The organism is Micromonospora sp. NPDC000207 (assembly GCF_040300925.1).
Lineage (GTDB): Bacteria > Actinomycetota > Actinomycetes > Mycobacteriales > Micromonosporaceae > Micromonospora.
This window is the reverse complement of record NZ_JBEPEQ010000050.1, coordinates 1-19,504: the sequence shown is the minus strand read 5'-3', so window position 1 is coordinate 19,504 and position 19,504 is coordinate 1. Positions and strand designations below refer to the sequence as shown.

Genomic DNA, 19,504 nt, shown 5'->3' with positions numbered 1-19,504 from the left:
AAACAACCCCTCATGGAAAGTGACCTGTTGACCGTTCCGGAAGTCCTCGGGGTCCTCAACGGAGTGTCGCGGCGGACCTTCTATCGCTGGCGTGAGCTGGGGGTCGCCCCGCAGTGCATCAAGCTGCCCAATGGTGAGCTGCGCATCGAGCGGCGGGACCTGCGGACGTGGATCCAACAGCACCGGGAAGCGGCGTGAAGTCCCGGGAGGTGCGGATCCGGGGGATCCAGGTCAACGCGCTGGCGGGCCGAAAGAAGTCGTACACCGTCCGGTGGATAGTGGGGACCGGGCCGAAGTCTCGAACGTTCGGTACCCGGGCGCTGGCAGACAACTTCCGGTCGGACCTGATGCAGGCGGCGAACCGGGGTGAGGCGTTCGACGCCGACTCGGGGTTACCCGAGTCGTTGGCCGCGCCGAAGGAGTCGGTGAGCTGGCTCGGGTTCGTCCGCCGGTACCTCGATATGAAGTGGCCGGGCGCGGCGGCCAAGTCCCGGGAGAGCACGACGGACGCGCTGGCGACGGTGACGGCCGCGCTGGTGCGGGACCTGGCCGGGCGCCCTGATCCGGCGGTGCTGCGGCGGGCATTACGGGAGTGGGAGTTCCCGCCCGCCGCTCGGCACCTGGACCGGCCGACGGAGGTGGGGGCGGCGCTGCGGTGGTTGGACAAGGCTTCGCTGCCGTTGTCGGCGTTGGCCGACTCGGCGGTGGTGCGGCCCGCGTTGGACGCGCTGGGTTCGACGTTGGACGGGCGACCGGCGGCGGCGTCGACGGCCAGGCGGCGGCGCTCGGTCTTCTACAACGTTCTTCAGTACGCGGTCGAGCTGGAACTGTTGGACTTCAACCCGGTCGACAAGCTGCGGGTGCGGTCCAGCCGACGGAAGGTCAGCGGGGAGGTCGACCGGCGGGTCGTGGTCAACATCCGCCAGGCGCGGGAGCTGCTGACCGGAGTGAGCTACGTCGGTCGGCGGGGGAAGGATGGTCGGCGGGGTGAGCGCCTGGTCGCCTTCTACGCCTGCCTGTACTTCGCCGCGCTGCGGCCGAGTGAGGCGCTGGGCCTACGGGAGCGGGACTGCCACCTTCCGGCGACGGGGTGGGGGCTGCTGACGGTGGAGAAGTCCCGGCCTGCGGCGGGAAAGCGGTACACCGACAGTGGCGAGGTCCACGACGACCGGGGGTTGAAGCACCGGGGCGAGACGGAAGCGCGGGAGGTGCCGATCCCGCCGGAACTGGTGGCGATTCTGCGGGCGCACCTGGACCGGTTCGGGGTGGGCGTCGACGGGCGGCTGTTCCGTAGCGGCCGGGGGAACGTGGTGGCTGCCTCGACGTACTCGCGGGTGTGGCAGGAGGCGCGGCGGCTGGCGCTGACACCGGATCGGGTCGGCTCGCCGTTGGCCGGTCGCCCGTACGACCTGCGGCACGCCGGGGTGTCGATGTGGCTCAACGCCGGGCTACCGGCACCGGAGGTCGCGCAACGGGCCGGGCACTCGGTGGACGTCCTGCTCAAGGTGTATGCGAAGTGCCTCGACGGGGACCGGAGCCGGATGAACGAGCGGATCGAGACGGCGCTGAGCTGATGGTCGCCGGTGGCGTGGGAGAGGTCGTGGCGGATGCTGCGGCCTCTTCGCTTTTGAGTGCTGTGACCTGCGGGAACGGACGCTCTCAGAGGTCCAAGATCATTGCACGTATTTTGCACGGAGGGCTGCAAACGGTGGCTTCGGGTGGCATCCGGCTGCGCAGGTCGGCCGATCGATCAAGGAGAGTGTCCGCAGGCCAGAACGTGTTTTTGCTGATCTTCGAGGTGCCCCCGGCAGGATTCGAACCTGCGACACACGGTTTAGGAATCGGTTCCCGAACAGACCCTTGACCTGCGCCGGAACCCGCAACCCCTGCTCAACAAGGGTTCCAGGACGACACCGGACGACACGAGACGACACGCGAGACGCACTTCGTGACCCCATGGGGGCACCGAATCCGACTATCGTCCCGCCATGGCCACGATCGAAAAACGGGGATCCAGCTACCGGGTCACCTGGCGTCTCGGCGGCACCCGCGACGGCGCCCGACAGTCCGCGTCGTTCACCGCCCCGAAGCTGGAAGCCGCCCACGTCCTGGCCAAGCGTGCAAAGAAACTCACCGAGGGCCACGGCCACCGGATCACCCGCGCCGAAGTCCTCAAAGCCATCCTCGGCGAGGACGCCAGCCCACCCGACGGGGCGATCACCTTCGCCGACTGGACGAAGCTGTGGCAGGCCAGCAGGGAACCCGTCAACCCGGACGCCCCCGGCTACGACGACATCCAACCCGACACCCTCGCTGGGTACATACAGGTGCTGACGACCCGGATCCTGCCCTACCTCGGGCACAAGTACCTGCACGAGATCGACGAGGACGTGATCATTGACTGGGTCAAGACGTTGAAGGCGACCCGGGTGCGGCGGACCAAGGCCAACCCCGGCGGTCACCCGATCTCGGCGCAGTCGCTACGGACCGCCCACGGGGTGCTGCACCTGGTCCTCGGGTCGGCGGTCCCCCGTTTCATCCCCCGCAACCCGGCCGCCCGCCCGGCAGGGGTCCGCAAGAACCGGGTCGGCCTGCCGAAGGTCACCCCGTTCGAGGGCATGTTCCTCACCCCCAACGAGGTCGACCGGATCCACGCCTCCTGCGACCCGCACATACAAGACCTGTGGTTTGTGCTCGTCAACACTGGCATCCGCCTCGGGGAAGCCCTCGTCCTGCGGATCCAGGACGTGACCATCGAGGGCGACGAGCCGGAGCTGCGGGTGCGGCGGGCGTTGAAGAAGGGCGGCCGGATCGGCCTCCCGAAGTCTGCGAAGTCGTTTCGGGTGGTGCCCGTGTCGACTGAGGTGGCGAAGGTGCTGACGGCCCGGTGCAAGGGCAAACGCCCCCGTGACCTGATCTTCCCCTGCCCCGGGAAGAAGAAACTGAAAGGGGCGGAGCGGACGTGGGCGGAGAACAACCTGAACCGGCGGCACTGGGCGGTGGCGGTAGCGGAGGCCATGCGCTGCGACGAACACCCCCCACCGCCGCCACCGAAGCCTCGCCGTGGGCCGGCCCGCAAGCTCCGCTCCGATGAGGTGTCGACGTGCGGATGCCCCGGGGTGCTGCGCCGCCGGCCGCGCATGCACGACGGCCGGCACACCCACGCCAGTGACCTGATCAAAGCGGGCTGGCAGTTGCACGAGGTTCAGGACCGGTTGGGGCACGCGTCCCCGCTGACCACGTTGACGATCTACGGGCACGCGTTGAAGGGCAAGCACAGGGCCCGCCTAGACAGCTTGGCGGCGTCCAGGGCGGCCGTCGATGACGAGGAAGGTTAGGCGCCCCGCTGCCGTCTGGCCTCTATCTCGTCGGCTTCCCGCAGTTGTTGGATCTGGTCGAGGACGGATGCCGCCCACCGTCGTAGCGGCTCCGACCTGGCTGGGTTGGCGCTGATCGCCCGGACTTTCTCTTCGAGACGGTCCAGGGTGACGTCGGGTGCGGCGACGACTGGTTCGCCGCCGTCGTTGACGAGTCTGATGCTGCCAGGTTCCCATTGCAGGACCTGCTCGATCCCGGCGTAGTTGTGAGGCTGTGTTTTGCGTGCGTCGGCTTCGACGTTCGCCCATGTGCCTCTGGACACGCCTGCCATGTCGGCGGCGTCGTTCTGTGACAGACCTAAGCTCTCGCGTCGCGCGCGGACGAGTTCCCCGAGAGTTGGTCGCTTGCGCTCCCCAGCGTTGACCACATGTGCATGGTGTCAGTCAAGGTGCATCTTGGTAAGCACCGGGTCACGTGTTGTGCATGGTTGACAAGAGTTGATCTAAATTAGAGATCAAAGCGGTTCAACTCTAGCCAACCGTTGTGCAGCTTTGTACAGTGTTGGGCATGAGCAACCAGCATGCCAGCGTCGCCCATGCCAGCGTCGTCATCGACGGCGACAAGCTGCGCCGCACGCGCAAGGCCGCCGGGCTCACCATCACGCAGCTCGCCGCCCGGCTCGGCATTTCCATCGGATACCTCTCCCAAATCGAACGCGGCACCCGCCGCACCGTCCCCCCCGCCCGCTACAACCAAATCTGCGCCGCCCTCGACATCGCAGACCGCGACCACCTCGACATGCAGGCAGCAGCCGCATGAACGGCATCGAGCGGCCATACACGCTCCCCGAGGTGGCCGCCATGACCGGCCTGTCCCTGCGCATGATCGAGCGCGGCTGCCGCAACGGCACCATCGAACACACCCCCATCGGCGACGGCACCAAAAAGCAGCACCGGCGCATGTACCCGCACCAGGTGCAGAAGCTGCTGGCCGACCGCGCCAAAAGGTCCACCGCCAACGTGCGCGCCGTGGCCGCGCCGGATCCGGACGACGACATCGCTGCCGCGATCGCCGCCAGCCGCCAGCTGCACACCCGCCGCACCGGGCTGCGTGCCGCATGACCGACATCGCCCGCATCCCATTCCACGGCACCGACCTGCTCGCCGTCGAGGTCGACGGCCGACCCCACGTCGTCCTCCGAACCGCCTTCGAGGCGATCGGCCTCGACGCCGACCGGCAGATCCGGAAGGTCAAGGACCAGCCCTGGGCAACCACCGCTGTTACGGAGGTGGTTGCCGCAGACGGCAAGACCCGCGACATGGTCACCGCCGACGTCCGCACCTTCCTGATGGCGCTCGCCACGATCCCCGCCTCACGGGTCGCCGAGCACGCCCGCCCCCTCCTGATCGCCTACCAGCAGGAGGTGGCCGACGTCATTGAGGCGTACTGGACCCGGGGTGGCGTCATCAACCCTCGCGCCAGCGGCGACCAGCTTGAGGTCATCATCGGCCACTCCGAACGGCAGATGCGTGTACTGCGCCTCGCCGACGGGTTGGTCAGCAAGCAGTGGCTGGAGGCGAAGACCCGCCACGTCGTGGCCCGCGCCCTAGGTGAGGAGCCCGAGGTGCCCGCCGAGATGCGCCCGCTTACCACCGGCGAGTACCTGGAGGAGCGCGGGCTGACCGGTTCAGATGTTCGGTCGATCGCGTCGGTGTTCGGCAAGCGCCTCAAGGCCGCGTACGTGACCGCGCACGGCGAGGACCCGCCGATGGTGGATCGGTTCGTCGGCGGCACCACCCGGCGGGTGGCCGGCTACACGGAGGCGGACCGGCCGCTGTTCGACGAGGTCTGGGAGCGCGGGTGGGCCGCCGACTACGACCCGCCCATGGCGCTACTCAGTGCCTAACCGGAGACCCCAGATGCAGCACAGCACCTACACCCACCGAAGCGGCCCCGTGAGGGACCTGGGGGAAGCGGTGGGGCCGGTAGGACATGCAGCCGCCGGCCCCACCCTGCCCAACCCCTGACACAGACGAGCGCCCACGGATTGCGGCCGTGAGCGCTCAGCCATCAACCGACCGAACACCTGCAAGGAGACATCGGCTAATGACCGTTCCAGTACAGCACATCACCCGAACGGCTGACAGGCGTGCCCTGCCGTCGCCGTCTGACGCCGAGGCGTGGACCGCCGCACTGGTGGCCGACATCGCCGATGTGCCGCCATGCCAGTCGCCAGCCGAGCTGGTCGCCACCTACGGCACCGCCGACCCGAACGAGCTGCGGGCCGCGTTCGCGCTCACCGACGACGTCGAGGCCGCCGAAAGGTTCGCCGCACAGAAGGTGGCCGCCTGATGCCGACCATGGCCGAACTGTGCGCCGGTGGGGGACTCCTCACCCGCGCTCTCGAAGACGTGTTCGGGGTGACCTCGGTGTGGCATGCCGAAACCAACCCGGCCGCCGCGCGTGTCCTCGCCACGCGCTGGCCGGGAGTGCCGAACCTCGGCGACATCACGAACCCGCCCGGCGGACCGTACGGCGTCCCCCGCCGCAGGCTCAACGCACCTCGCCGTGCGAGGCAGGCAGCGAAACGTCACGCGCGCCGAGTTGAAGGCTGGAAGGCGATAGCCAGGCCGGTTGACCTGCTCGGTGCCGGATTTCCGTGCACCCCGTTCAGCCCGTCCGGCAAGCGGGGGGGGTCCGCCGATGAGCGGCACCTGTGGCCGACCGGCGTTGTCCCCGCAATCGAGGCTCTGATGCCGCCGGTCGTGGTGTTGGAGAACGTGCCGAACCTGCTGCGTATCGAGCGGGGCGAGGTATTCGGTTTCATCCTCGCCGACCTGGACCGGCTGGGCTACACGGTGGCGTGGACGGTGATCGGGGCATGCAAGGTGGGTGCCTGCCACCACCGGCATCGCCTGTTCGTGCTGGCTGTCCGCTCGCCTGCTGTTCGGGTGCCGTCGTCGGAGCCTGCGGCGGAGCGCAGTGGTGACGTGTGGCTGCCGGTGCAGCGGGTGCTGTTCGGTGACGTGCAGGCGATCAAGTGGCCGCCGTCGGGGATCTCCCGTGCTGGCCTGGTGTGGCCGCTGCCGGTCGACACGTGCGGGGACAACGGTGTGGACCTGCTGCCCACCCCCCGTACCAGTGACACGAACGGTGCTGGGGCGCACGACAGCGGCGGCCCTGACCTTCGGCCTGTCGTCTCTCTACTCCCCACCCCTACCGCTGGCGAGCGACGCGGCCGGCACACCTCTCCGGAGACTGCCGCCCAACGCATGGAATCGGGGCGCCGCAACCTCGAAGACGCGATCGCACTGCTCCCGACGCCTCGCGTGTCTGCCATCCGCACCGGCCGGTCGGCGATCCTGAACTCGGCGTCCTCGCCGTCGATCGAGCAGGCGCTGGAGTTGGCACGGGGCGAGGTGCCACGTGAACTTCAGTCGCTCGACGAAGCACCAGCGTCGTGGCATCCGCTACCCACCCCCCGGGCCACCGACACGGGCACTCCCGGTCGTAGGGCGTCGGAGGGTTTCCGCCCGCCGCTGTCGCAGGTGATTCTGCCCATGTTCCCCACTCCCACGGCCCGCGTCGCGGGCCGTGGGAAAGGCAAGCCGTACCCCGAGGGCCGCCCCCTGTCCGAGGTGGCCGCCCTTCTGCCCGACGGCGACTCGCTCGCGGGCATGTTCGGCAAGTACGAGCTGGCCGTGCGTCGCCACGAGGTCGCGTTCGACCTGGCCGTGCCCGCGCCGACCGAGCCGGGCCGCAACGGCAACCCGCGCCTCGCTGCCCCGTTCCCCGAGTGGATGATGGCCGCCCCTCCCGGCTTCCTGACCGATGTGGTTTCCCGTAACGACTCGTTGCGGATCGCCGGGAACGGTGTGTTCGGCCCGGTGGTGGGCTACGCCCTGTCGTCTCTGCCGACATTCCCGGTCGCGTTGTCGCTGCTGGCTCCGGCCGTTCAGGGGGTGGCGGCGTGACCCGTTTGTCTCCTGCTGTGCGCCGTCACCGGGCCGCCCGGTCTGTGTCCTGGCTGATCGTGGCGGCCGGGTTGCCGGTCGCCGTCCAGGTTGGTGTCGTCGTCTACCGGCTGGGGGGTGGCTGGTGATGATGGTGTTGCGTCTCGCCCCCACCGCGCCGGGTGGCCGTCAGGTCGTGGTTGAGGTGGGTCCGGCTGATCTGCCCCACGCCGAGCGTCTGGCTGCCCGGATGGGCCTCCTGGAGTCGGTGCGGTCCGGCCAGCGTGCGGTCGAGATCGTGTCCACCGCCGGGGGTGCGCGGTGACCGCCACCCCCGGCCGGGCCGCCCGATACGAGTCGGATCGGACGTGCGTGCACTGCGGTGAGCCGCTGGTGCGTCTGCTGGTTTCTAACCGTGCGGCCATGGAGGCGTCTCGCTGGTTGCACACCCCGAACCGGTTGGAATGCGTCAACCGGTGGGGTGAGGCCACCGGCATGGAGGCGAAGGCTGCCGATGTGCTGCCGCCGCTTGTGGACCGGGAGTTTCTGGCCCGGAATTTGCCAGCCGCCCGTCTGCGTGGCCGGCGCCGCTGATGTTCATCCTTCCGCGCCTCGCCGCCTGGACCTGTGTGGTCTGGGCGGCGGGGCGCACCCCCATCCCCTAGCACCACCCGGAAGGGAGCCTCACCGTGAACACCCCTCGCTCTATCGAGTCCCGTGAATGGGATTCGCGCACCAACCAGCACCCCCGCGCCGTCGGCGTCGCCCAAGTCCCCACCCCCACCGCCCCGAACAACCGGGCGCGAGACATCGACGGCGAAACCGTCGCATTCGCCCCCGCCGCCATGGCCGCCCTCAACAAAGGACCCGGCTACACCTCCCGCCGCCTGACTGGTGCCGACCGCAACCGCGTGCCCACCTCCGCAGAGACATGGGGGCTGACAGCGTGAACAGCGCAGACTCGGCCATGAACGTGGTCGTGATCCTCGGATTCGCCGCCGCCGGTGGACTCGTCCTCGCCGGGTTCATCGGACTGGCACGCCGCGAGCGTCGCAACGCCGACGCCACCGTCGAAGTCAAGTACGCGAAGGTACTCGCTCCCACCCGGGAGGCGCAGCACCGAGCAGACCTGCGCCGCCAGCAGCCGTCGCCGCCGGTAGACGGGCAGATCCACGCGTGGACCCCGCCCGCCCTCACCACTGCCGCCCCGCCCGTGTGGCCCGGCAACACCGTGCACGTCGGCCGGCACGCCGTCACCACAGCAGACGACCAGCCCGCCCCCGTCGAGGCAACCCCCATCGACACACGCACATGGTGCGATGCCATCGAAGAGTCGGTGCGGCGTCGGCGGGACGACCCCGACCGCACCCAGTTTCTGCACCCCCTGGTAGGCCGCCGGTGACCCGCCCCATCCGCTGGGTGTGGGCGTGGCTGTCCAACCAGACCACCCTCGCCACCCTGCTCGTCGACACCGAAGCCAACCGCGACCACCTCGCCGCACGCCTCGCCCAGGCGCGCCTCCAACACGCGGCCGAAATCGCCGAGGCGCGCAGGCAGGCATGCGGCCGGTGCAGCGGCATCACCCCCGGACACCCGGACGACGGCATCACCTGGGTTAAGCCGACCGGCCGACGTGGGTGCGGGGCCACCCCGAGCACGAGCGGAGACGACCAGTGAACACCGCCCAACCCATCGAGCTGTACCCCTCCGACCTGCTGATCGGGTTCGTGGCCTGGCTGGCGGTGACCCTGGTCGCGGTCGGCCTCTCCCTGTGGCTGCTCCCGCCCGCGAGTGAGCCGGAGCGCACGGAAACCACCGAGACCCCGGACGGTGGGCCGAGGTTCACGCCGGGCGTGGTGCGAGTCCCAGCAGTCCGCCGCCCTGACACCACTGCTGTCATGCCCGCCGCCCGGGAGGTGCACCGTGGCTGACCAGATCATCAACCTCACCCCGCACGACATGCACGTCTACCCGCCCGACTGCCCGGACCGCATCGAACCCGGCAGCGTCCAGCCGATCGCAGTCATCCCGCCCGCCCCAGCAGAGATGCGCGCCCCACTCGACAAGACGCGCATCCGGGTGGAGTCGCCCTTGACGTTCAACGGCGCGGAGATTCCGGTCAACGTGGTTCAGCATCACGGTTCGTCGAACCTGCCGCCGCCCGAGCGGGGGGTGTGGTTCGTGGTCGCCCTGGTGGTGGGGTTGGCCAATCCGGACCGACGGGATCTGCTCGTGCCGGATGAGGCGGTTCGCAACCTCGGCGGGTCCATGATCGGCTGCCGGTCGTTCGGGCTGCCGTACGGCGGTGAGAGTCGTGGCTAGGCCGAAGGACGGCAGGTTGTGGGCGCTCCTCGCCGACGAGTTCCGGCAGGCAGGCGTCAACATCCACGACGCCTACAGACACGCCCGAACCGCCGTGGCGATCGTCCGACGCGAACGGACAACCAACGGGGCCCGCACCTGGGCGCCCGGCGACACCATCCCCCACGACGTTGCGCGGGCATACGACCTCGACGGGCACGTGTGGGTGCGGCAGTCCACCAACCCGGCGAGCACCCTCCGCGACTCCTGGAAAATGCGGGACTTCGACCCGGACAACCACGCCCCGGAATGCGGCGGGGTTCTGCTCACGCCGCATCTGCTGGACGCGTGGGGGCCGCTGACCGAGGTGCGCCGTGGCTGAACAGCGTCCGGCGCGCGCCTTCTATCGGGGCTACCCGTCGTCCCGGGTGACCCGCCTGCACATCATGCGCGAAGACGGCAAATTCCCGGGCCGGTCCGCGCTGTGTGGGGTGCACGGGTGGGGTGTCCGCCGGTCGGAGCCGATCATCGTGGATCCGATGCCCGCTGCGCCGCCGGCAGGGTTGTCGTGGTGTCCGCCGTGCGTTGGGCGGCTGGCGGAGCGGGTTGGGGTGCTGCCGGGGTGGGCGGCCGAGCTGGCGGCGGGTGCCCAGTGAACGCCCCGCCCTCCTACTTCTCCGGCAGTTTCGGGATCGGCTTGGCCGGTCGCGCCGGGGGTTCGTCCTGGTCGTGCACAAGCCATCGCAGGAACGCAATCACGTGCGCGTTGAGGTCTGAGTTGACCTCGGCAACGGCGATCTTCGCGCGTTCGCGCAGCTCGGCTGGCGGTCGCGGCGTGATGGCCGGATGGCGGTGGACGCTCGGCATGGGCATCAGTTTGTCAGAGGGGCTAGCCACCGCTGCAAGGTACCGTGTAATCTTTGAGGTGGCTAGCCACCCTGATCAGGGAATGAGCTGCCAAGAATCCTCCTACCTCTGGAGTCGATGGCGCATGTCCTACGTCAAGCCCAAGCCGGGTCGGTACCGCCGCCTCAAGGACGGTGTCGAAGTCCAGGTCACCAACTGCACCGGCACCGAGTGGAACTCCGAAGTCGCCGTCCAGGGAGCCCGGCTGTCCCACGTGCGGCTGGAGAACTTCTGGAAGAAGTACGAAGAGGTGACCCAGTGACCGCCGTCGTGTTCACCCCGGCCGCCCCGGCCCTGAACATCCACGCCGCCAAGGACGCGCTCTACCGCAGCGACAACGGCATCAAGGCCCGCCCCGGTGACGCCGCCCTGATCGCCGACTACGACAGGTTCCTCGGCGCGCAGGAGTACACCTTCTGGGCTTCCGTGGATGCCGACGAGTACGCGATGTGGCTGGCTGAGCAGTGCCGCTACTGCGGGCCGAAGGGCGCATCCGGTCCGGACTGCGGTGACTGCCCCGAAGGCGCGGAGGTGGCCGCGTGAGCCTCGCCACCGCAATCATCAACCCCTACTGGGACACCATCCGCGACCACGCCACCAACGGCCAAGTCGATCCGTACCCGTGGCCCGCCGAGAACAACTCGCCGCGCCGCACCGCACTCACCGACCGCTACGCCTGGACCATCACCGACCCGGCCACCGTAGCTTTCGTCGCCGAACACCTGAACGGTCTCGCCATTGACCCGCTCGCCGGCACCGGCTACTGGGCGTACCTGCTCGGCCAGGCCGGCGTCGAGGTGGTCGCATCTGACCACCAGCCGCCCAACGAAACCACCAACCACTACCACCACGCCGGGGTCACCCACACGCGGGTGAAGCAGGACGACGCCATAAAGGCTGTCGCCCGTCGCTGCGCCGGATGGTCCCTTTTCCTGGCGTGGCCGCCCTACGACGAGCCGACCGGCACGAACATCATCCGCGCCTACGAGGGCGACCGGATCGTGTACGTCGGCGAAGGCTACGGGGGTTGCTGCGGCGACGACGCAATGTTCGAGCTGCTGGGTTCGGAGTGGGTTCAAGTGGCAGAGCACCGGCCGGTGCAGTTCGCCGGGATCCACGACTTCGTGACGGTGTACGACCGGCGGGCGGGTGGCCTGTGACCGCCGCCGCCTTGGTGGAGTCGCCGACCGGCACCCCTCCCCCGCTGCCCCCGGTACCGCCCCCACCCACCGGGCACGCCTACCCCACCTGCGGGCGGCCGACGCCGGGCCTGCTGGCCCTCTGCTGGAAGCCCGTGTGCCTCACCGCCTACCTGAACGAGGACGCGAGGTACGACGACTGATGACCATCACCGTCCCCGGCGTCTACGACATGACCGAAGACGACTACCACGCCCACCCCGCGCTCTCGTCCACCGGCGCCCGGAAGCTCCTATCCCCGTCCTGCCCCGCCCTGTTCCACCACGACCGGGAGAACGGATCCGAGCACAAGCGGGAGTTCGACCTCGGGCACGCCGCCCACATGCTCGTCCTCGGTGCCGGGCCGGAAATCCACGTCGTCGACGCCGGCAACTACCAGACAAAGGCCGCCCGTGAAGACCGCGACGCCGCCTACACCCGAGGTGAGATTCCGCTCCTGCCCGCCGAGTTCGACACCGTCCAGGCCATGGCCGGCAAGCTGCGGCAGCACCCCCGGGCCGCCGAACTGTTCGCCCCCGACGGGGTCGCCGAGCAGTCCCTGTTCTGGGTCGACGCGGAAACCGGCGTTCAGTGCCGGGCCCGGCTGGACTACCTGACCACCAACCGGATCGTCGACTACAAGACCACCACCAGCGCGAACCCCGGGCACATCGCCAAGGCCGTCGACAACTTCGGCTACCACCAGCAGGACGACTGGTACCGCACCGGGGCGATCGAACTGGACCTTGTCGCCCCGGACGCCGCGTTCACCTTCGTCTTCCAGTCGAAGACCCCTCCCTACCTGGTGACGGCGGTCGAGCTGGACGACACCGCGTTGAAGATCGGCTACGAGCGGAACCGGCTCGCCTTGCAAATCTTCCGCGACTGCACCGAAACCGGCGTGTGGCCTGCCTACAGCGACGGAATCGAAGTCATTTCCCTGCCCGCGTACGCGGAGCGCCGCCACCACGAGGGGATCCTCCTGTGACCGACACCATCACCACCAGTGGCATCAACGCCGCGCTGGCCGAACTCCAGACCCAGCTTCCGCGCATCACGAAGGACCAGACCGCGAAGGTGAAGTCGGAGCGGACCGGCGCCCAGTACAGCTACACGTACGCCGACCTCGCCCAAGTCTCCGCCCAGGTTCTACCCATCCTGGGCAAGCTCGGCCTAGCCTTCACCTCCCGGCCGACCGTGAACGACGGCAAATTCGTGCTCGTCTACGAGCTGCGGCACGTGTCCGGTGAGGTCATCCCCGGCGTGTACCCGCTGCCTGAGCGCGGCACCCCGCAGGAGATCGGTTCGGCGATCACCTACGCCCGCCGGTACTGCCTGTGCGCGGTCACCGGTGTCGCCCCGGACGACGACGACAACGACGCCGTGGTGGCGCAGAAGGGCGCGGAGCGGCGCCGGGACGCCCGCAGCCAGCCGCAGCAGCCGGCCGAGCAGGGCAAGCAGCCGATCACCGGTGAGCAGCAGAGCCGCCTCCAGAAGGTGTTCACCGAGCTGGGTGTCACCGACCGGGCGGACAAGCTCAAGTACGCGGTCGACGTGGTGAAGCGTCAGGTGTCGTCGGCGACGGAGCTGACCCACTTCGAGGCGGGCCGGGTCATCAAGCAGGCGGAGCGGGATCTGGCGCAGCAGCGGGCGGCCAAGCCGCAGGCTGAGGCGGTTGGGAGCCCGGCGTGACCTGGCACCTCGGCCCGATGCTGGCCTACGACTGTGAGACCACCGGCGTTTCGGTCGAGACCGACCGGATCGTCACCGCCGCCGTCGTCCTCATCGAGCCGGGCCACGAGCCGCACATCCGGTCCACCGTCATCAACCCCGGCGTTGAGATCCCTGAGTCCGCCGCCGAGATTCACGGGTGGACGACCGAGCGGGTACAGGCTGAGGGCCGGGAGCCGGCCCAGGAGTTGGAGTGGATCGCCGCCGACCTGGCCGCCGGTCTCGCCACTGGCACCCCGCTGGTCATCGCCAACGCCCCCTACGACCTGACGCTGCTCGACCGGGAGTTGCGCCGACACAACCTGCCCACCATCGACGTGCGGCTCGACGGCAAGCCGATCAGCTCGGTGGTCGACCCGATGTGCCTCGACAAGGCCCTCGACCGGTACCGGCCGGGCAAGCGGAAGCTGACCGACCTGTGCTCCACGTACGGGGCGCGGATTGACACCGCCCACGACTGCACGGCTGACGCGCTGGCCGCTGCCCGGGTGGTGTTCATGATCGGCCAGCGGGCGCAGAAGGCCATCGCCGATCCGGGGGCGGTCCGGGAGTTGTACGCGGACCGGCGGTACCCGGAGAACATCGTCGACAGCTTCCAGAAGTTCGGCCGGCTGACGCTGGCTGAGGTGCACGCCGCCCAGGTGGTGCTGTACGCGAAGCAGGCCGAGGGGCTCGCCCGGTACTGGCGGCAGAAAGCGACGGAGGACGAGTACCGGGCCGCGTCGGTTACCGACCTCGGCGAGCGGGATCTACTGCTGCGCGACATCGAGGATCTTCGGCGACGGGCAGACGGCGTGTCGAGCGAGTGGCCGATTCGTAACTTCCAGGCCGAAGCGGCAGCAGCCGGTGGTGCAGCATGAAGGCATCTGAAGTTGTTGCCGGCGCGCGAGCGGGCCGATGGACCGTGATCGGCTCCCGCCGGCCGGGCGAGATGTTCGTGGATTGCCGCTGTGATTGCGGCACCGAGGCGCGAATCAACTACAGCAACCTTGGACGGCACTCCCGATCCTGCGGCTGCCTCTCGCGCGAGGTTGCAGCCACCACGCACACGACTCACGGTGGCTACGGCACGCCCGCTCACCGCTCATGGCGAAACATGCTGGACCGCTGCACCCGAAAGAGCAGCACGCAGTACCCGTACTACGGGGGCCGTGGCATCACCGTCTGCGAACGGTGGATGAGCTTCGAGAACTTCCTTGCCGACATGGGCGAACGCCTCCCTGACCACACCTTGGACCGCATCGACAGCAACGGTCCGTACTCACCGGAGAACTGCCGGTGGGCGACCATGGCCGAACAAGCCAACAATCGCCGCCGTAGCGGCCCGGTCCGGACTGACGCGTGCTCGAATGGGCACGCGTGGACTCCCGCTAACACCCGACTCTCGCGCAAGGGTGCTCGCCGCTGCCGGACGTGCGAAAGGAGCGCGGCCAGACAGCGTGCGGCCGCGCGGGCCGACGCGAAGAAGTTGCGGGAGCGCGCCGACGGCGTCAGCACCGACTGGCCGATCCGACCGTTCGGTGGTGCCTGATGGCTGACGTTCTCAACCCGGTCGACATCGAGGCCGCTATCCGGTCCTGCTCCGACCGCATCGCCAACGGGGTGCGGGTGTGCTCCGAACGGTACGACGCGTTCTTGAAGGCCGACACCGCCTATGACCAGGCGTTCGCTCGGGCGTACATGGCGCATCAGGGGCCGCAGACGGAGAAGAAGTACGCGGCCGAGCTGGCGACTGCGACTGAGCGTGCTGCTCGGGACGCCGCCGACGTGGCGTACCGGTATGCGGATCGGACGGCGAAGGCCCTGGAGATGGAGCTGCGCGCCTGGCAGAGCGTGAACGCCTCGGTGCGGTCCATGTATGCGGTTACGGGGCACTGATGGAGCGCCGTTCCCCGCTGCGGGCGATGTCGGAGAAGAGGCGTCAGCGTCTCGCCGAGCAGGGCAACCGCAGCCCGTTCTCCACCCTCACCAACGGCACTCCGGCCCGCAGCACCTTCCCCACCCGCAAGACCAACACTGGCCCCACCCCGTCCGTGCGGACCCTGGTGGCCGCCCGATCCGGCGGCTGGTGCGAATGGCCCGGCTGCCCCCACACCGCCACCGACCTGCACCACCGGCTCAACCGCAAAACCGGCGGACGGCACGGTGCTGCCGCTGCCCGCATCAACGGGGCGGCGTGGCTACTGGCCGCCTGCCGCCCCCACCACGAGCAGGTGACCAGCCCCACCGGTGACGTGCGGGTGCGGGTGGAGGCGATGGGCTGGCTGCTGCGCGAGCACCAGGACGCCGAGACGACGCCGGTGTTGACCCGCCACCACCCGCTGCCGGTGCTGCTGACCGCCGCCGGCTCCATGACCACCACCCCCAACCACATTCCTGCCTGAGGAGGCACCCATGGGATACATCGCACACGACGCCATCATCGTCACCACCGACGCCGACTGCCGGCCCGGCGGTCTACCCGACATCAACGCGTTCCGGGCATCGCTGCCCCCGCCGTTCCAGCCGCTGGTCATCGGCCCGGTCAAGTCGATCGTCAACGACTACGTCTCCTACGTGTTCCTGCCCGACGGGTCGAAGGAGGGGTGGGACACCTCCGACGAGGGGGACGACTGCCGGGCCCGGTTCGTGGCGTTGTTCGACCAGCGGTACGAGGAAGACGGGTCGACGCACGACAAGTGGGTTGGTGTCCGGTTCGGTGGGTCCGCTGAGTACGGGGACGCAGCGAAGATCACCGGTTCGTACGAGGCGGGGGTGGCCGCGTGAACGCCGCCGACTACCAGCGGGCCAACGCCCTGCCCGAGGACATGTCCGTGTTCGACGACTGGGCGACCGTGCACACCACCGACGACGGGGTGGCCATCCGGTTCGCCGTCAAGGAGCAGGTACGGGCGGTGAAGCCCTGATGGCCGCCACCCTCACCGACAACCCCGGCGCCAACCTGCTCGGCGAGTACATGTCCAACATCTCCCAGGAGGTGTACGCCGCCGGCTGGATGACCAGCACCGAATGGAACCTGTGGCACGCGCTGCTCGACTGGCGTGCCACCGGCCGTGCCTACTGGTGGCCTGCCGATCACTCTGACGACATCACTCGGCACATGCCGCAGCTCGACTGGTTGCAGAAGCAGACCGGCGGCTGGGTGTGGTGGCTGGACGACGGAATGCGGTTCGTGCCGGAGGACCGGTGGCTGCGTCTCGTCGCGGCCCGGGATGCCTCCCGGTGGGGATGGCAGACGAAGAACAGTGAGCTGAATGTGGCGGTGGCCCTGTGACCGGCCGCAAGCCCGAAGACGCGTTGCAGCGGCAGGTGCTCGAAATGTGCAAGCTGCTGCACCTACACACCGCCCACTTCCGGCCCGCCCTCACCCGCACCGGCCGGTGGATCACCCCGGTCGGCGGCGACGGCAAAGGCTGGCCCGACCTCACCATCGTCGGCCCCGGCGGCATCCTCTTCCGCGAACTGAAGTCGGCCACCGGCTCCCGCACCCCCGAGCAGCGGCAGTGGGCCGGATGGCTCGCTGAGGCCGGGGCGGATGTGGCGGTGTGGAAGCCCCGCGACATGGAGTCGGGGCGGATCAAGGCCGAGCTGGAGGCGATCCGCAGGCCAGTCTCCCGCCTGCTGTCGGAGGTGGCCGGTGCCTGACGCCCTGCTGGCCACCCGGCCCGCCCTGCCCTACACCACCCGCCACGGCCTGACCGTTCAGCGCATCGGCGCCGCCATCTACATCGGCGGCCAGTGGTACAGCCCGACCGAAGCCCGGGACCTGGGTGCCGTCATCGGACGCGCCGTCGCGCAGGTCGGCGCCATCCGCACCCCCAACCACACCCCCGAAGGAGCCTGACATGGCCGACACCAACATCGAGTGGACCCAGCGACCCGGCACCATCGGCGCCGTCTGGAACCCCACCACCGGCTGCGACAAGATCAGCGACGGATGCACGAACTGCTACGCGCTCACCATGGCCAAGAGACTCAAGGCCATGGGCCAGGACAAGTACCAGAACGACGGCCACCCGGTAACCTCCGGCCCCGGCTTCGCCGTCACCGTCCACTCCGACGAGCTGGGCACCCCCCTCAAGTGGCGCAAGCCGCGCACCGTGTTCGTCAACTCGATGAGCGACCTGTTCCACGCCCGGGTGCCGAGGTCGTTCGTGGCTCGTGTCTTCGCGGTCATGGCCGCCACTCCGCAGCACACCTACCAGATCCTGAGTAAGCGGCCCGAGCGGATGCAGCGGCTGATCGGTGAGGAGATCGACGGCGGCGGCCAGGCACTGCTGGAAGCCGCCGAAGCAAACGGCTTCACCACCGTCGCCAACACCCTCTACGAGGCGACCTGGCCACTGCCGAACGTGTGGCTGGGCACCAGTATCGAGTCCGACGAGCACACCGGCCGGGCCGATGCGCTGCGCAACACCAACGCCGCCGTCCGGTTCATTTCCGCCGAACCCCTGCTCGGGCCGCTGCCGTCGCTCGACCTGACCGGCATCGACTGGCTGATCGTCGGCGGCGAGTCCGGACCCGGCTCCCGACCCCTCGACCTCGGCTGGGTGCGTGAGCTGGCCGCCAAGGCGCAGGACGCGGGCACCGCCCTGTTCGTCAAGCAGCTCGGGTCGGTGTGGGCGCGAGACACCTCCGTCGGCGGCGAGGCTGTCGCCCGGACGGATCCGAAGGGCGGAAAGTGGGAATCCTGGCCGACCGATCTGCGGGTCCGCGAGTACCCGGCCCAGCGTGTGGCGGTGACCGCGTGAGCCCGCAGCGGATCCAGCGCCTGCGCACCCCCGGGTGGCGCAAGCCGCACAACGCCGTGATCATCGACCGCACCAGCCGCTACGGCAACCCGTTCAAGGCCGCCGACGCCGTCGCCAACGGGTTCGCCGACAACGAGGCCGACGCCCGCAAGGTGTGCGTGGACTCGTACGACCGGTGGCTCGACGGTGAGCCGGAGTACGCCAGCGTGGAGCCGGCCCGCCGGCAGCGGATCCTCGACGACCTGCACCTGCTCGTCGGCAAGGATCTGGCGTGCCCGTGCGCGCCGGGCGAGCCCTGCCACGGTGATCCCCTGATCCGTAGGGCTGCCCGCCTCGGCCGTCAGGCGGTGTCGCTGTGAGGGGCCGGTCGTCTGCCGCCAACTACCTGTCCACCGACCACGGCGACCGGTGGCGTGACCGGGGAGTCTGCCGCGACGACGATCCCGAGCTGCACTTCCCGATCGGCACCTCCGGACCCGCCCTACTCCAGACCGAGCAGGCCAAGGCCAACTGCCGCCGCTGCCCCGTCATCGACCAGTGCTTGCAGTGGGCCCTGGGCAGCAACACCGAGTACGGGGTGTGGGGCGGCATGACCGAGGACGAGCGGCGTGCCGTCAAGCGCCGTGGCGGCCTGACCGTACTGCGGACCGCCGCATGACCACCTGCTCGACGGCCCGCCCCCTCACCGGGGCGGGCACCACCCACAGGAACAGGAACATGGACTACCGCACCTACGAACGCATCATCGACGCCGCCACCAACGGCAACATCACCCGCAACCCCGACTACGAGTACGTGAAAACCGGGCAGCGGCGGACTGTCAACGTCACCGAGCAGGTGCACGCCGCCGAAGCACGCGGCTACCTGAAACTCGGCTACGACGGCTCGGTGACGGTCACCGCCGCTGGTGTGGCGTGGCGGGGCCGGGAACGACTGCGGGCGCGTGGTGGGTGCCCGGCAGCGAAGGCCCCAACGTTCTCCGACGGCCAGGCGGTGGCGTGATGACCCGAAACGTTCAGCCCGCCGTCCACCTGATCGGCTGGACTCACTTCAACGCGCCGCTCATGGAGAATCTGACCGGCTGGTCGACCGACGCCGACGGCGGCCAAGCCCTCGCCGAGGCTGCCGGACGGGCTTGCTACCAGAGCTGGAAGAAGCCGAACCCGGCCACCGCGACGAACGCCGGCTACCTGGCGCACATCCTCGAAATCGGGCACCTGTCGGTGCTGGAGCACGGGTCGGTGACCTTCTACTTCACCGGGGTCTCCCGTTCCTTCACCCACGAGCTGATCCGGCACCGGCACTTCTCGTACTCCCAGCTGTCCCAGCGGTACGTCCCGGAGCGGGACGCGGCCATGGTGGAGCC

The 19,504-nt window shown here is 69.3% G+C and carries 37 protein-coding genes; 35 read left to right on the top strand and 2 right to left on the bottom strand.

The genetic code is table 11. From position 1 onward, the window contains the following. Positions 1 to 12: 12 nt before the first annotated feature. The 3 genes from ABT336_RS14575 (at position 13) to ABT336_RS14565 (ending at position 3,338) form a co-directional block, all read left to right on the top strand. The gene (locus ABT336_RS14575) at positions 13 to 198 is read left to right on the top strand and encodes a helix-turn-helix transcriptional regulator (protein ID WP_350897072.1); all 186 of its coding nucleotides are present in this window, start codon (positions 13 to 15) and stop codon (positions 196 to 198) included. Continuing rightward, positions 195 to 1,574, top strand: a complete 1,380-nt coding sequence (locus tag ABT336_RS14570; RefSeq protein WP_350897071.1) for a tyrosine-type recombinase/integrase — start codon at positions 195 to 197, stop codon at positions 1,572 to 1,574. The genes ABT336_RS14575 and ABT336_RS14570 overlap by 4 nt, the downstream gene beginning before the upstream one ends. A 414-nt stretch (positions 1,575 to 1,988) precedes the next feature. Beyond that, positions 1,989 to 3,338, top strand: coding sequence for a tyrosine-type recombinase/integrase (locus ABT336_RS14565; RefSeq protein WP_350897070.1), 1,350 nt, complete (start codon positions 1,989 to 1,991; stop codon positions 3,336 to 3,338). Here the strand turns inward: ABT336_RS14565 and ABT336_RS14560 are convergent. Further along, entirely contained in the window at positions 3,335 to 3,745 is a 411-nt protein-coding gene (locus ABT336_RS14560) for a helix-turn-helix domain-containing protein (RefSeq protein ID WP_350897069.1), read from the bottom strand. The genes ABT336_RS14565 and ABT336_RS14560 overlap by 4 nt on opposite strands. Before the next feature lie 140 nt (positions 3,746 to 3,885). Between ABT336_RS14560 and ABT336_RS14555 the strand changes: the two genes are divergently transcribed. From ABT336_RS14555 to ABT336_RS14500, 12 genes are all read left to right on the top strand, one after another. Next, on the top strand, positions 3,886 to 4,137 hold the full coding sequence (locus tag ABT336_RS14555; RefSeq protein WP_350897068.1) for a helix-turn-helix domain-containing protein: 252 nt from the start codon (positions 3,886 to 3,888) through the stop codon (positions 4,135 to 4,137). Further along, positions 4,134 to 4,439, top strand: a complete 306-nt coding sequence (locus tag ABT336_RS14550; protein ID WP_350897067.1) for a hypothetical protein — start codon at positions 4,134 to 4,136, stop codon at positions 4,437 to 4,439. Before ABT336_RS14555 ends, ABT336_RS14550 begins: the two co-directional genes overlap by 4 nt. Further along, a complete protein-coding gene (locus ABT336_RS14545) occupies positions 4,436 to 5,224 on the top strand; it encodes a phage antirepressor N-terminal domain-containing protein (RefSeq protein ID WP_350897066.1) in 789 nt (262 codons plus the stop codon). The genes ABT336_RS14550 and ABT336_RS14545 overlap by 4 nt, the downstream gene beginning before the upstream one ends. 200 nt (positions 5,225 to 5,424) lie before the next feature. After that, on the top strand, positions 5,425 to 5,670 hold the full coding sequence (locus tag ABT336_RS14540) for a hypothetical protein (RefSeq protein ID WP_350897065.1): 246 nt from the start codon (positions 5,425 to 5,427) through the stop codon (positions 5,668 to 5,670). Beyond that, positions 5,670 to 7,292 (top strand): DNA cytosine methyltransferase, encoded by a 1,623-nt coding sequence (locus ABT336_RS14535; protein ID WP_350897064.1) that lies wholly within the window; start codon positions 5,670 to 5,672, stop codon positions 7,290 to 7,292. Before ABT336_RS14540 ends, ABT336_RS14535 begins: the two co-directional genes overlap by 1 nt. A 127-nt stretch (positions 7,293 to 7,419) precedes the next feature. Continuing rightward, a complete protein-coding gene (locus tag ABT336_RS14530; protein ID WP_350897063.1) occupies positions 7,420 to 7,596 on the top strand; it encodes a hypothetical protein in 177 nt (58 codons plus the stop codon). Then, a complete protein-coding gene (locus ABT336_RS14525) occupies positions 7,593 to 7,865 on the top strand; it encodes a hypothetical protein (protein ID WP_350897062.1) in 273 nt (90 codons plus the stop codon). Before ABT336_RS14530 ends, ABT336_RS14525 begins: the two co-directional genes overlap by 4 nt. Positions 7,866 to 8,217: 352 nt before the next feature. Further along, positions 8,218 to 8,673 (top strand): hypothetical protein, encoded by a 456-nt coding sequence (locus ABT336_RS14520; protein ID WP_350897061.1) that lies wholly within the window; start codon positions 8,218 to 8,220, stop codon positions 8,671 to 8,673. Next, on the top strand, positions 8,670 to 8,948 hold the full coding sequence (locus ABT336_RS14515) for a hypothetical protein (protein ID WP_350897060.1): 279 nt from the start codon (positions 8,670 to 8,672) through the stop codon (positions 8,946 to 8,948). The genes ABT336_RS14520 and ABT336_RS14515 overlap by 4 nt, the downstream gene beginning before the upstream one ends. After that, entirely contained in the window at positions 8,945 to 9,202 is a 258-nt protein-coding gene (locus ABT336_RS14510; RefSeq protein WP_350897059.1) for a hypothetical protein, read from the top strand. The genes ABT336_RS14515 and ABT336_RS14510 overlap by 4 nt, the downstream gene beginning before the upstream one ends. Further along, on the top strand, positions 9,195 to 9,593 hold the full coding sequence (locus tag ABT336_RS14505; RefSeq protein ID WP_350897058.1) for a hypothetical protein: 399 nt from the start codon (positions 9,195 to 9,197) through the stop codon (positions 9,591 to 9,593). The genes ABT336_RS14510 and ABT336_RS14505 overlap by 8 nt, the downstream gene beginning before the upstream one ends. Further along, positions 9,586 to 9,954 (top strand): hypothetical protein, encoded by a 369-nt coding sequence (locus tag ABT336_RS14500; RefSeq protein WP_350897057.1) that lies wholly within the window; start codon positions 9,586 to 9,588, stop codon positions 9,952 to 9,954. The genes ABT336_RS14505 and ABT336_RS14500 overlap by 8 nt, the downstream gene beginning before the upstream one ends. 287 nt (positions 9,955 to 10,241) lie before the next feature. On the opposite strand, the gene ABT336_RS14495 is transcribed toward ABT336_RS14500, so the two are convergent. After that, positions 10,242 to 10,439, bottom strand: coding sequence for a hypothetical protein (locus tag ABT336_RS14495; protein ID WP_350897056.1), 198 nt, complete (start codon positions 10,437 to 10,439; stop codon positions 10,242 to 10,244). Between the two features lie 124 nt (positions 10,440 to 10,563). Between ABT336_RS14495 and ABT336_RS14490 the strand changes: the two genes are divergently transcribed. The 20 genes from ABT336_RS14490 to thyX all read left to right on the top strand — a co-directional run. Beyond that, on the top strand, positions 10,564 to 10,740 hold the full coding sequence (locus tag ABT336_RS14490; protein WP_350897055.1) for a hypothetical protein: 177 nt from the start codon (positions 10,564 to 10,566) through the stop codon (positions 10,738 to 10,740). Further along, complete coding sequence (locus ABT336_RS14485; protein ID WP_350897054.1) at positions 10,737 to 11,021, top strand: hypothetical protein; 285 nt, start codon at positions 10,737 to 10,739, stop codon at positions 11,019 to 11,021. Before ABT336_RS14490 ends, ABT336_RS14485 begins: the two co-directional genes overlap by 4 nt. Next, the gene (locus ABT336_RS14480) at positions 11,018 to 11,638 is read left to right on the top strand and encodes a hypothetical protein (RefSeq protein WP_350897053.1); all 621 of its coding nucleotides are present in this window, start codon (positions 11,018 to 11,020) and stop codon (positions 11,636 to 11,638) included. The genes ABT336_RS14485 and ABT336_RS14480 overlap by 4 nt, the downstream gene beginning before the upstream one ends. Beyond that, positions 11,635 to 11,820 carry a hypothetical protein gene (locus tag ABT336_RS14475; RefSeq protein ID WP_350897052.1) on the top strand — a complete coding sequence of 62 codons (186 nt, stop codon included), beginning with the start codon at positions 11,635 to 11,637 and terminating at the stop codon, positions 11,818 to 11,820. The genes ABT336_RS14480 and ABT336_RS14475 overlap by 4 nt, the downstream gene beginning before the upstream one ends. Further along, positions 11,820 to 12,644 carry a PD-(D/E)XK nuclease-like domain-containing protein gene (locus tag ABT336_RS14470; RefSeq protein WP_350897050.1) on the top strand — a complete coding sequence of 275 codons (825 nt, stop codon included), beginning with the start codon at positions 11,820 to 11,822 and terminating at the stop codon, positions 12,642 to 12,644. The genes ABT336_RS14475 and ABT336_RS14470 overlap by 1 nt, the downstream gene beginning before the upstream one ends. Further along, complete coding sequence (locus ABT336_RS14465; RefSeq protein ID WP_350897049.1) at positions 12,641 to 13,348, top strand: ERF family protein; 708 nt, start codon at positions 12,641 to 12,643, stop codon at positions 13,346 to 13,348. Before ABT336_RS14470 ends, ABT336_RS14465 begins: the two co-directional genes overlap by 4 nt. Then, a complete protein-coding gene (locus tag ABT336_RS14460; protein ID WP_350897048.1) occupies positions 13,345 to 14,247 on the top strand; it encodes an exonuclease domain-containing protein in 903 nt (300 codons plus the stop codon). The genes ABT336_RS14465 and ABT336_RS14460 overlap by 4 nt, the downstream gene beginning before the upstream one ends. Then, positions 14,244 to 14,918, top strand: coding sequence for a hypothetical protein (locus ABT336_RS14455; protein WP_350897047.1), 675 nt, complete (start codon positions 14,244 to 14,246; stop codon positions 14,916 to 14,918). The genes ABT336_RS14460 and ABT336_RS14455 overlap by 4 nt, the downstream gene beginning before the upstream one ends. Beyond that, a complete protein-coding gene (locus ABT336_RS14450; protein WP_350897046.1) occupies positions 14,918 to 15,265 on the top strand; it encodes a hypothetical protein in 348 nt (115 codons plus the stop codon). The genes ABT336_RS14455 and ABT336_RS14450 overlap by 1 nt, the downstream gene beginning before the upstream one ends. Beyond that, positions 15,265 to 15,771 (top strand): hypothetical protein, encoded by a 507-nt coding sequence (locus tag ABT336_RS14445; RefSeq protein WP_350897045.1) that lies wholly within the window; start codon positions 15,265 to 15,267, stop codon positions 15,769 to 15,771. Before ABT336_RS14450 ends, ABT336_RS14445 begins: the two co-directional genes overlap by 1 nt. A 10-nt stretch (positions 15,772 to 15,781) precedes the next feature. Beyond that, on the top strand, positions 15,782 to 16,153 hold the full coding sequence (locus ABT336_RS14440) for a hypothetical protein (RefSeq protein WP_350897044.1): 372 nt from the start codon (positions 15,782 to 15,784) through the stop codon (positions 16,151 to 16,153). Beyond that, positions 16,150 to 16,293, top strand: coding sequence for a hypothetical protein (locus ABT336_RS14435; protein WP_350897043.1), 144 nt, complete (start codon positions 16,150 to 16,152; stop codon positions 16,291 to 16,293). The genes ABT336_RS14440 and ABT336_RS14435 overlap by 4 nt, the downstream gene beginning before the upstream one ends. Further along, complete coding sequence (locus tag ABT336_RS14430; RefSeq protein ID WP_350897042.1) at positions 16,293 to 16,661, top strand: hypothetical protein; 369 nt, start codon at positions 16,293 to 16,295, stop codon at positions 16,659 to 16,661. Before ABT336_RS14435 ends, ABT336_RS14430 begins: the two co-directional genes overlap by 1 nt. Next, positions 16,658 to 17,032, top strand: coding sequence for a VRR-NUC domain-containing protein (locus ABT336_RS14425; protein WP_350897041.1), 375 nt, complete (start codon positions 16,658 to 16,660; stop codon positions 17,030 to 17,032). The genes ABT336_RS14430 and ABT336_RS14425 overlap by 4 nt, the downstream gene beginning before the upstream one ends. Next, entirely contained in the window at positions 17,025 to 17,231 is a 207-nt protein-coding gene (locus tag ABT336_RS14420) for a hypothetical protein (RefSeq protein ID WP_350897040.1), read from the top strand. The genes ABT336_RS14425 and ABT336_RS14420 overlap by 8 nt, the downstream gene beginning before the upstream one ends. A gap of 1 nt (position 17,232) precedes the next feature. After that, complete coding sequence (locus ABT336_RS14415; RefSeq protein WP_350897039.1) at positions 17,233 to 18,138, top strand: DUF5131 family protein; 906 nt, start codon at positions 17,233 to 17,235, stop codon at positions 18,136 to 18,138. Beyond that, positions 18,135 to 18,497: a DUF4326 domain-containing protein gene (locus ABT336_RS14410; protein ID WP_350897038.1), complete on the top strand. Its 363-nt coding sequence runs from the start codon at positions 18,135 to 18,137 to the stop codon at positions 18,495 to 18,497. Before ABT336_RS14415 ends, ABT336_RS14410 begins: the two co-directional genes overlap by 4 nt. Then, positions 18,494 to 18,796 carry a WhiB family transcriptional regulator gene (locus ABT336_RS14405; protein ID WP_502891180.1) on the top strand — a complete coding sequence of 101 codons (303 nt, stop codon included), beginning with the start codon at positions 18,494 to 18,496 and terminating at the stop codon, positions 18,794 to 18,796. Before ABT336_RS14410 ends, ABT336_RS14405 begins: the two co-directional genes overlap by 4 nt. 59 nt (positions 18,797 to 18,855) lie before the next feature. Further along, on the top strand, positions 18,856 to 19,140 hold the full coding sequence (locus ABT336_RS14400) for a hypothetical protein (protein ID WP_350897037.1): 285 nt from the start codon (positions 18,856 to 18,858) through the stop codon (positions 19,138 to 19,140). Continuing rightward, the coding region (thyX, locus tag ABT336_RS14395; protein ID WP_350897036.1) for an FAD-dependent thymidylate synthase at positions 19,140 to 19,504 on the top strand (365 nt) is incomplete at its 3' end. The genes ABT336_RS14400 and thyX, both read left to right, overlap by 1 nt.